Here is an 11,029-nt window from a genome sequence, read left to right as displayed (position 1 = left end):
ACCACTAATAGTAGTATTTACACCAATACTTACAGGATTAGGACTAACAATTATAGTTGAATTAGTACTATTCTTATTTACTGTGAAAGTTGTAGAATTAGTAAAGCTTGTGTAATTATCATTACCAGCAAAACTAACAACAACACTAACAGAACCAGTACGAACAGTAGTATAATTTAAACTCCAACCACCAGTACTATCAACAGCTACATTAAACTGTATACCATCAACAGTAACAGTAACCTGATTTATTCCAGAATAATTAGCTAAAACACCACTAATAGTAGTATTTACACCAATCTGAACTGAATTAGGATTAATAACGATAGTTGAATTAGTACTATTCTTATTTACTGTGAAAGTTGTAGAATTACTGAAATCAGAGAAATTTCCATGACCAGAAAGACCAACAATAACATTAATAGAACCAGTGCGAATTGTAGTATAGTTTAACTCCCAATAACCATTAGTAACAGCAACATTAAACTGTTTACCATCAACAATAACAGTAACAAAACTAATACCAGTATAATTAGCTAAAACACCACTAATAGTAGTATTTACACCAATCTGAACTGAATTAGGATTAACAATTATAGTTGAATTAGTACTATTCTTATTTACTGTGAAAGTTGTAGAATTACTGAAATCAGAGAAATTTCCATGACCAGAAAGACCAACAATAACATTAATAGAACCAGTGCGAATTGTAGTATAGTTTAACTCCCAATAACCATTAGTAACAGCAACATTAAACTGTTTACCATCAACAATAACAGTAACAAAACTAATACCAGTATAATTAGCTAAAACACCACTAATAGTAGTATTTACACCAATACTTACAGGATTAGGACTAACAATTATAGTTGAATTAGTACTATTCTTATTTACTGTGAAAGTTGTAGAATTAGTAAAGCTTGTGTAATTATCATTACCATTAAAGATAACAATTACAGTTAAAGTGCCAGTTTGAGTTGTAGTATAATTCAAACTCCAACCCCCAGCACTATTAACAGTCACTAATCTAATATTTCCATCGATAATAACAGTAATACTAGATATTCCAGTATAATTAGCTAAAACACCACTAATAGTAGTATTTACACCAATTTGAACCGGATTAGGATTAACAATTATAGTTGAGTTAGTACTATTTTTAGCTACTGTGAAAGTTGTAGTATTAGTAAAAGCTGTGTAATTTTCATTGCCAGCGAAGCTAACAACTACAGTTAAAGTTCCAGTATGATTAGTAGTATAAACTACACTCCAACCACCAGTACTATTAACAGTTACATTAGTAAATGTTTTACCATCAACAGTAATGTTAACATTATTTATTCCAGTGTAATTAGCTAATTGACCGCTAACAGTGATATTATCACCGATAGGGACAGGATTAGGATTAATAATGATAGTTGAGTTTGTGGAATATTTTATCACATCAAAATTTATAGACACATATTCATCATCTAAAGAAGCATCTATATTTTGAGTCTCTCCAGATAAAATATTGAACACATACATAAACAAATCGTCACGACTGGAATTATAGGCTGCGCCATTAAAGGTGCCGTTAATTACAAAATATGGTAAATTTGTAACATTGGTATTAGTTAAAGTAGTGTTTAAGACTAATAGATAAAAATTAATACTCTCTCCAATATTAACATTATCTAAACTACTAGTGTTAGTAATATTCAAAATATAATGATTATTAGTATTAACACCAGAAACAATACCACTTATATTGTTTTTACCCCACCAGTTCAAATCAGCATTAGTATTAGTTCCAAGATTTACCATATCAAAACCAGTACCATTGTTATTGTAGATACGATTGTAATTGATACGATTACCAGTTACATTATAGACAATTATTCCTCCATTTAGGTTATTGACTATATTAGAACCAGTTAAATTATTATTAGTACCATTGAAAACAACACCAACATCACTACCATTTATAGTAGAATTATAAACCAAATTATTAGTTGAAGTAGCATTAAACATTACAGCAACACCACTACTATCAGACCTAGTATAACCCGTAAAATTACCAGTCAAACGATTACCAGTAGCACCATTAGTGAATATAAATCCACCATTATTACTATAACCAAAACTATCTTTTACTACATAATTAGTATTATTACCACTTATAGCAACAGCATACAAATTATCAGAGATAGTATTAGTATTGTTTAAACCAATAATATTATAATTCAAATTAGTTACAACAAATTGAATACCAACAGTATTATTAATAATACGATTACCAGATAATGTAAAATTAGCATTAAACCCAGTATTAGATAACCCAACGGCATGACTATTACCAGTAAAATTAGAATCCACAATCCTACTAGTATAATCAATAGTAAAAACACCGCCACCATAAACAGCAGTATTATTAATGAAACTAGAACCACTAACACCCAAATTACCACCAGTATTGTAGATAGCACCACCATACCTAGTTGCAGTATTATTAATGAAACTAGAACCACTAACACTCAAATTAGCACCATTATTCCAGATAACACCACCACTACTTGCAGTATTGTTAATAAAACTAGAACCACTAACACTCAAATTAGTACCATTATTCCAGATAACACCACCAAAACTACGTGCAGTGTTATTAGTGAAATTAGAACCACTAACACTCAAATTAGCACCACCATTATTGTAGATAGCACTACCATTACCAGTTGTAGTACCATTATTATTTGCAGTATTTTTAATGAAACTAGAACCACTAACACTCAAATTAGCACCACCATTATTGTAGATAACACCACCAGAATTAGCAACACTATTAGTGAAATTAGAACCACTAACACTCAAATTAGCACCAGAATTGTAGATAACACCACCACTACCAGAATAAGAATTTGCAGTATTATTAGTGAAACTAGAACCACTAACACTAAAATTAACACCACTATTGTAGATAACACCACCATCACTAGTTGCAGTATTGTTAATGAAACTAGAACTACTAACACTCAAATTAGCACCAAAATTGTAGATAGCACCACCACTAGTATTTGCAGTGTTGTTAATGAAATTAGAACCACTAACACTCAAATTAACACCATAACGATTGTAGATAGCACCACCATAACTATTTGCAGTATTGTTAATGAAACTAGAACCACTAACACTCAAATTAACACCATAATCATTGTAGATAACACCACCATTACCAGTTGCAGTATTATTAATGAAACTAGAACCACTAACACTAAAATTAACACCATAATTGTAGATAGCACCACCATAATCAGTTGCAGTATTATTAGTGAAATTAGAACCACTAACACTAAAATTACCACCAGAATTGTAGATAACACCACCATTACCAGTTGCAGTATTATTAATGAAACTAGAACCACTAACACTCAAATTAACACCATTATAATTGTAGATAACACCACCACCATTAAAAGCAGTATTATTAGTGAAATTAGAACCACTAACACTCAAATTAGTAGCAGAATTGTAGATAACACCACCATTACCAGTTGCAGTATTATTAATGAAACTAGAACCACTAACACTCAAATTAGTAGCAGAATTGTAGATAACACCACCATTACCAGTTGCAGTATTATTAATGAAACTAGAACCACTAACACTCAAATTAACACCATCATAATTGTAGATAACACCACCACCATTAAAAGCAGTATTATTAGTGAAATTAGAACCACTAACACTAAAATTACCACCAGAATTGTAGATAACACCACCATTACCAGTTGCAGTATTGTTAATGAAATTAGAACCACTAACACTCAAATTAGCAACATTAGGATTGTAGATAGCACCACCATGTCTAGTTGCAGTATTGTTAATGAAACTAGAACCACTAACACTCAAATTAACACCATAATTGTAGATAGCACCACCATAATCAGTTGCAGTATTATTAGTGAAATTAGAACCACTAACACTAAAATTACCACCAGAATTGTAGATAGCACCACCATTACCAGTTGCAGTATTGTTAATGAAATTAGAACCACTAACACTCAAATTAGCAACATTAGGATTGTAGATAGCACCACCATTACCAGCAGTATTATTAATGAAACTAGAACCACTAACACTCAAATTAGTAGCAGAATTGTAGATAACACCACCATTACCAGCAGTATTATTAATGAAACTAGAACCACTAACACTACAATTAACACCAGAATTGTAGATAACACCACCAACACTAGTAGTTGCAGTATTGTTAATGAAATTAGAACCACTAACACTCAAATTACCACCAGAATTGTAGATAACACCACCACAAAAAGCAGTATTGTTAATGAAACTAGAACCACTAACACTCAAATTAACACCAGAATTGTAGATAACACCACCATAATCAGTTGCATTGTTGTTTGTGAATGTACAGTTGATGAAAGTCATCATTGTGGCAGCGTATTGATTATATATTGCTCCACCATCGCCACTATATCTTCCATTTGTGAATGTTATGTTGATGAAAGTCACATTCAAGTTATTACTGCCTATAGTGAATATTCGGCTTGATCTTTGTGCGTCAATTATTACCTCAGCAGCAGATCCATTTCCTTGTATTGTCACATTTTTGTTAATATTTATTCCTGCATTAGTAGTTCCTGTATTGTTAGTTCCTGTGTAGTTTCCAATAGCTAAGAGTATGGTATCAGTATTATTTGCATCATTTAGTCCTTTTAGGATTCCTCCACCAGCTGTTGAATTATCAACATCTACAGTGGCTGAAAATCCAGAGTTTAAGCTAATAGCTAATAATAAAATAGTAGCTATTAGTATACTCGTTTTTAGTATTATTTTTTTATAGTTTTTCGTTTTTTCACCTCCTTTTACATTGTTTATTTAATTCATACAATACTAAAAGGTTAAAAAATAGAGAATAATCCCTATTAATTAACCGATAATAATTATATTCTATGCCTTATATAAACTTTATTTAAAGATAATATATATATATATATATATATATATCATAAATAAGTAAAGAATAATACTTCACAACAAAACATGAAAAAAGGAAAATAATAAAATAATGTTGGCTAGGAAACAATTTTTTGATTTTTTAATCTGATTTTGAGGGTGAATCACAATTATTTCTTGATTAATGAATATATATAAACTAAAATAAACAATTTAGAAATGATTTTGATATTATACTTTGTATAAGTATATACTTAAATTCAAATCATTTTCACTGAAATTGTGATTACTGGATCGTCCTCAAAAAGTTTTTAAAATAAGAAGATTTTAATAAGAAGGGTTTTGGGGTTTTTATTAGTAAAAAGTCTTCAATTTTTCTAAAATGTTCTTTCTAGTATGAAAAATTTTTTAAAATTGTAGATGTAGAAAATGATAGAAAATTAAAAGAAATTTAAAAGTAAAAATAAACCCTAAAATTGTAGATGTAGAAAATAATAAAAAATTAAAAGAAATTTAAAAGTAAAAATAATCCCTAAAATTGTAGATGTAGAAAATGATAGAAAATTAAAAGAAATTTAAAAGTAAAAATAAACCCTAAAATTGTAGATGTAGAAAATTATAAAGAAATAAGAATTATAAACAATAATAAAAAATTAAAAGAAATTTAAAAGTAAAAATAATCCCTAAAATTGTAGATGTAGAAAATAATATATAAAAATAGCTACTAATTAACTTATTAATAAGTAGTATTATGTTTAAATTCTAAAAAAACTATAGTTACATTTTTTTAGGGGCTACAACGCCTAATAAATTCAAACTATTTTTAAGTGTTATTCTTGCCTTATCAACTAATAGCAATCTAGCTGATTCTACTTCACAGCTGATAACTTGTTCTGATTTATAAAACTTGTTAAAACTACTTGCAAGATCTTGAGTATATTGTGCAATTGGATGAACTCTCATCATTTCTGAAGCTTCTTTTACAACAATCGGGAACTTAGCTATTGTTCGAATCAATTCTGTTTCATTATCATTAGGAATCCAATCGTTTTCAATATTATCAGCTGTTATAGCTAATTTACCATTACTAAATTTACCACATTTCTCAAGAAGTTTACAAGCTCTTGCATGAGCATATTGAATAGATGCACAACCTCTTTCAAAACTAAGGGCCTCATCCCATTTGAAAGTGATATGCTTTTCAGGTGAAAGTTTAGATATATAGTACCTAATAGCTCCAATACCAATTTCTTCAGATATTTTAGCTATTTCATCAGAATTTAAGTCTGTTCTCCGTGTTTGAACTTCTTTTTTAGCTCGAATAATAGCTTCTTGGATTAATTCATCTACTGAAATGAACACTCCTCTTCGAGTTGACATTGAACCTTCAGGTAGTGTGATGAACTCATAAAATATAACTTCTGGAGTATTTTCATCTAATAAGTCTAAAGCAATACTGATTTGTTCAATAGCCAATTTATGATCAGAGCCCAAGATATCTAAAACTACATCTCCTTGATGTGATTTCCAAGTATGATAAGCTAGATCTCTAGTAGAATAAAGTGATGTGCCATCAGATCTTCGTAAAACAAGCTCTTTTTCTATTCCAAAATCCTTTAAATCAAGATATAAAACTTCATTTTCTTTGGTGTTGCCAGTAGCTATTAAATCATTGACAATTCTATCCACTTCACCATTTCTAACAAATTGCCCTTCCCAAACAAATTCATCATGTTTTATGTTAAGTTTGGATAAAGTCTGTTTAACTCCAATTAAACAGTCATTGACAGCTTTTTCAAATGTTTTATCATGTTGAGGATCGATTCCACGTTCATATCCTTTTATTAAATTATCAACTTCAGTTTTTAAAGTTTCATCTTCTTTTAATTTTTCATTAACTTGAAAATATAGTTGACCTATTTGATGATCAATTTTGTTATCAAAAAGTCCATCAGTGTTTATATTTGATTTTAAAGTTAATAAATTAATATTAGGTGAATTTGATGACTCATTTAAATCATTGAATTCCTTAGCTAGTTTTTCATTGATTGTTAGTCCCAATTTCTCCATTCCAAAAACTATCATAGCTATTTGACGACCCATATCATTAACATAATACTGAGTATCAACTTCATATCCTGCTGTTTTTAAAAGTCTTTTTAAAGAATCTCCAATAATTGCATTTCTTATATGACCAATATGTAATGGACCATTAGGATTAGCTGAAGTATGTTCTAATATGATTTTTTTATCCCTATTTTCAAGTTCTCCATAATTGTCATCCACAGATTCAAGTAGCTTTTTTGAAAATTCACAGTAATTTATGAAAAAGTTAATATAAGGTCCTTTGGCTTCAACTTTTTCAAAAATATCATTAATAGCTATTGTTGCCATTATTTCATTAGTTACATCCATAGGAGACATTTTAAGGGCTTTAGCTAATTGAAATGAAACAGTTGTAGCTAAATCTCCCATTTTAGGGTTCGGTGGAAATTCAAGCTTTATTTCTTCTGGAATTTCATAATTTAGTTTTGTAATAGCCTCTTCTAAAGATTTTAAAGCTTCATTTTTAATTGTAAAATACATAAATTCACCATATATTTTAAAAATAGTAAATAGGTAAAATATTAATAAATAGATTTAATGATTAAAAGAAAATTCGATGATTAAATATAAATTAGAAATCTAATCATTAAAAAATTCAATACATTTGAAATTTAATTATTCTTAAAAAACTTAATCCATCTAAAATTTAATTATTCTTAAAAAACTTAATCCATCTAAAATTTAATTATTCTTAAAAAACTTAATCCATCTAAAATTTAATTATTCTTAAAAAACTTAATCCATCTAAAATTTAATTATTCTTAAAAAACTTAATCCATCTAAAATTTAATTATTCTTAATTAAAATGATATAATTCTACAAAATCACATGTTATCATAATAATTAAAGAATAAAAATTATGTTGTGATTCTTACAAATTATAATAATTATTAAAAATTAAAATCAGATTATAACTCTGAAAATCATTTTAATTCATTCATTAAAATCAAATCAGATTATGAACTCTGAAAATCATTTAATTCATTCATTAAAATCAAATCAGATTATAACTCTGAAAATCATTTAATTCATTAAAATCAAATCTTTATTATAATCCTTTTAACCAAATTGTGATGTATCCAACTTTAGGTATGACAAGTGGTTGATCCCATAATGTAACTACCCTTTCTGTTACTTGAGAAGGCGAAACAGGTAAAGGGTCTTGAACTGGATTATTATCACCTTTAATCGTGAAATATTTAGTTCCATTAATCTCCGAAATATTGATAACCCTGTGAATTACAGGATTTGGGAACCATTCAGCATTATAAACTACAATATCTCCAACTTTAACATCCTCTGGATTGAACTCATGTATTCCTAAAAAATTAGTTTTTTCAACGATTACTATGTCGCCCCTATATAATACAGGCTCCATACTTCCTGAAACAACAACATTTAAGTGTTGAGCTGCAATCAATCCAATAATGATAATTATTGCATAAATGGCTATTTCTTTCTTTGCCGACATTTAAACACCTATTAATAATTAATAATTTTAAAAGTATTATGATAAAACAATATAATAAAAATATAAATAAATTCATAGTAACATTTTAATTAAAGAGGATCTATTTACAAATAAATTAGTAACATTTTAATTAAAGAGAATCTATTTACAAATAAATTAGTAACATTTTAATTAAAGAGGATCTATTTACAAATAAATTCATAGTAACATTTTAATTAAAGAGGATCTATTTACAAATAAATTAGTAACATTTTAATTAAAGAGGATCTATTTACAAATAAATTCATAGTAACATTTTAATTAAAGAGTCTATAATTATGATATTTATCTTAAAATTCATTTAATATTACATATATTGTTTTTATTTTATATAAATTGTATTATTATTCAAATAATAAAAACTTCATTTTAAACTTAAAAAATCAAATTAATCGAGTATGATTGATTTAGGATTTAATCCTTAATTATCTTAAAATAGCTCCTTTATCTGCAGAACTCACTGTTTTTTGATAGATATTTAACCAACCCTTAAATTTCTTTTCTGGTAGTTCAGATTTAGCTATTCTTGCAGCAATTTCATTATCAGATAGTTCTACATTTAATGATCTATTTTTAATATCGATTTCAATAATATCTCCATCTTTAAGAGCAGCTATTGGGCCCCCATCTTTAGCTTCTGGAGAAATATGGCCAATACATGGCCCTCTAGTGCCTCCAGAGAATCTTCCATCGGTGATAAGAGCTACATTTTTTATTCCTAACCCTACAATAGCTGCAGTTGGATTAAGCATTTCTCTCATTCCAGGACCTCCTTTTGGACCTTCACACCTTATTACAACAATGTCTCCTTCTTTTATGGATCCATTAAAAATTGCAGTGACAGACTCATCCTCACTATTGAATACTTTAGCTTGGCCTTTATGATACATCATAGATTCATCAACAGCTCCTTGTTTCACAACTGATCCATTTGGAGCCAAATTTCCTTTAAGAATAGCTATTCCCCCTTCCATGTGGACTGGAGCATCTATTGATCTTATAACATCAACATCCTTGATTTCTATATTTTTGTTGTTTTCTTCAATTGTCTTTCCATTGCAAGTGATAGTAGAAGTATCAATTTTAGTCTCAATAGCTTTTAAAACTGAAGGAATTCCTCCAGCATTATGAAGATCTAGCATAGTATCTTCCCCTGAAGGACTGATTGATGCAATATGAGGAATTTTTTTACTTATATCATCAAAAAGATCTAAATCAACCTGAATACCTTTATCTTCTAATTCACTACCAATAGCTGGAATATGTAATGCAGTATTAGTTGAACCACCAAGAGCCATATCAACAGCTAGTCCATTATTAAAAGCTTCTTGAGATAGTATTTTAGAAGGAGTAAGTTGGTCTTTAAACATTTTAATTATCTGTTTTCCTGATTCTTTAGCTATTACTATTTTATTCTCATCAGCTGCATGTGTGGTAGCACACCTAGGCAAACTCATTCCCATAGCTTCAGTTAAACATGCCATTGTATTAGCTGTAAAAAGACCTGCACATGATCCTTCTCCAGGACAAGCAGAACATTCTAATTCATAGAGTTCATCTTCTGTCATTTTACCAGAAGAAACAGCCCCAACACCTTCATAAACATCGATAAAATCAACTATTTTCCCTTTATAGTTTCCTGGCATCATAGGACCACCTGTAACTACAATCGAAGGAATATCCAATCTTGCTGCTGCCATTAACATGCCCGGTACAACCTTATCACAAGTAGGAAGAAGTACCAATGCATCTAAACTATGGCCAATAGCAACACTTTCAACAGTATTAGCTATTATCTCCCTAGAAGGAAGAGAATATCTCATTCCCTCATGATTCATAGCCAATCCATCACAAATAGCCATAGTATTAAATTCAAAAGGAACACCCCCATTTTCTCGAATACCCTCTTTAACAGCTTTAGCTATTTTTTGAAGATGGATATGGCCTGGAACTATATCCGTATAACTGTTAGCTATTCCAATGAATGGCTTTTTAAAATCATCATCATCTAGGCCACATGCCCTAAGTAATGATCTATGTGGTGCTCTTTCAAGCCCTTTTTTTATATTATCGCTTCTCATTAAATCACATATTAATTAGTTTTAAATTTATAAAAGTTAATCATGGAATATATAAATATTAATCTTTTCATTATAAAAATATTTTTAATATCAATAATTATCCATTATATTTTTTATTTCACATTTAATAATTCAAATAAAGAATGTTATGAAAATTATAAAAAATATGAAAATTTTAGAGATTATAGATAAAGAATAATAAAAAAATAATATAAAAAATATGAAAATTTTAGAGAATTATGGATAAAAAATAATAAAAAAATAATATAAAAAATATGAAAATTTTAGAGATTATAGATAAAGAATAATAAAAAAATAATATAAAAAATATGAAAATTTTAGAGAATTATGGATAAAAAATAATAAAAAAATA

At 28.5% G+C, this 11,029-nt stretch carries 5 protein-coding genes; 1 reads left to right on the top strand and 4 read right to left on the bottom strand.

Annotation, left to right across the window (positions count from 1 at the left end; all coding sequences use genetic code 11):
* The coding region (locus tag MBCUT_RS10120) for a beta strand repeat-containing protein (protein ID WP_157082582.1) at nucleotides 1–4,608 on the bottom strand (4,608 nt) is incomplete at its 3' end.
* Between the two features lie 76 nt (nucleotides 4,609–4,684).
* Between MBCUT_RS10120 and MBCUT_RS11060 the strand changes: the two genes are divergently transcribed.
* Nucleotides 4,685–4,846: a hypothetical protein gene (locus tag MBCUT_RS11060; protein ID WP_157082581.1), complete on the top strand. Its 162-nt coding sequence runs from the start codon at nucleotides 4,685–4,687 to the stop codon at nucleotides 4,844–4,846.
* An 890-nt stretch (nucleotides 4,847–5,736) separates the two neighbouring features.
* On the opposite strand, the gene argS is transcribed toward MBCUT_RS11060, so the two are convergent.
* The 3 genes from argS to ilvD all read right to left on the bottom strand — a co-directional run bounded on the left by argS (nucleotide 5,737) and on the right by ilvD (nucleotide 10,656).
* A complete protein-coding gene (gene argS / locus MBCUT_RS10115; protein ID WP_067260676.1) occupies nucleotides 5,737–7,545 on the bottom strand; it encodes an arginine--tRNA ligase in 1,809 nt (602 codons plus the stop codon).
* Between the two features lie 568 nt (nucleotides 7,546–8,113).
* The gene (locus MBCUT_RS10110; RefSeq protein ID WP_067260674.1) at nucleotides 8,114–8,536 is read right to left on the bottom strand and encodes a signal peptidase I; all 423 of its coding nucleotides are present in this window, start codon (nucleotides 8,534–8,536) and stop codon (nucleotides 8,114–8,116) included.
* A 464-nt stretch (nucleotides 8,537–9,000) separates the two neighbouring features.
* Nucleotides 9,001–10,656 carry a dihydroxy-acid dehydratase gene (ilvD, locus tag MBCUT_RS10105; protein WP_067260671.1) on the bottom strand — a complete coding sequence of 552 codons (1,656 nt, stop codon included), beginning with the start codon at nucleotides 10,654–10,656 and terminating at the stop codon, nucleotides 9,001–9,003.
* Nucleotides 10,657–11,029: the final 373 nt, after the last annotated feature.

The organism is Methanobrevibacter cuticularis, assembly GCF_001639285.1.
In the GTDB taxonomy this organism is placed as follows: domain Archaea; phylum Methanobacteriota; class Methanobacteria; order Methanobacteriales; family Methanobacteriaceae; genus Methanobaculum; species Methanobaculum cuticulare.
This window is presented reverse-complemented; position numbering and strand designations above follow the sequence as displayed.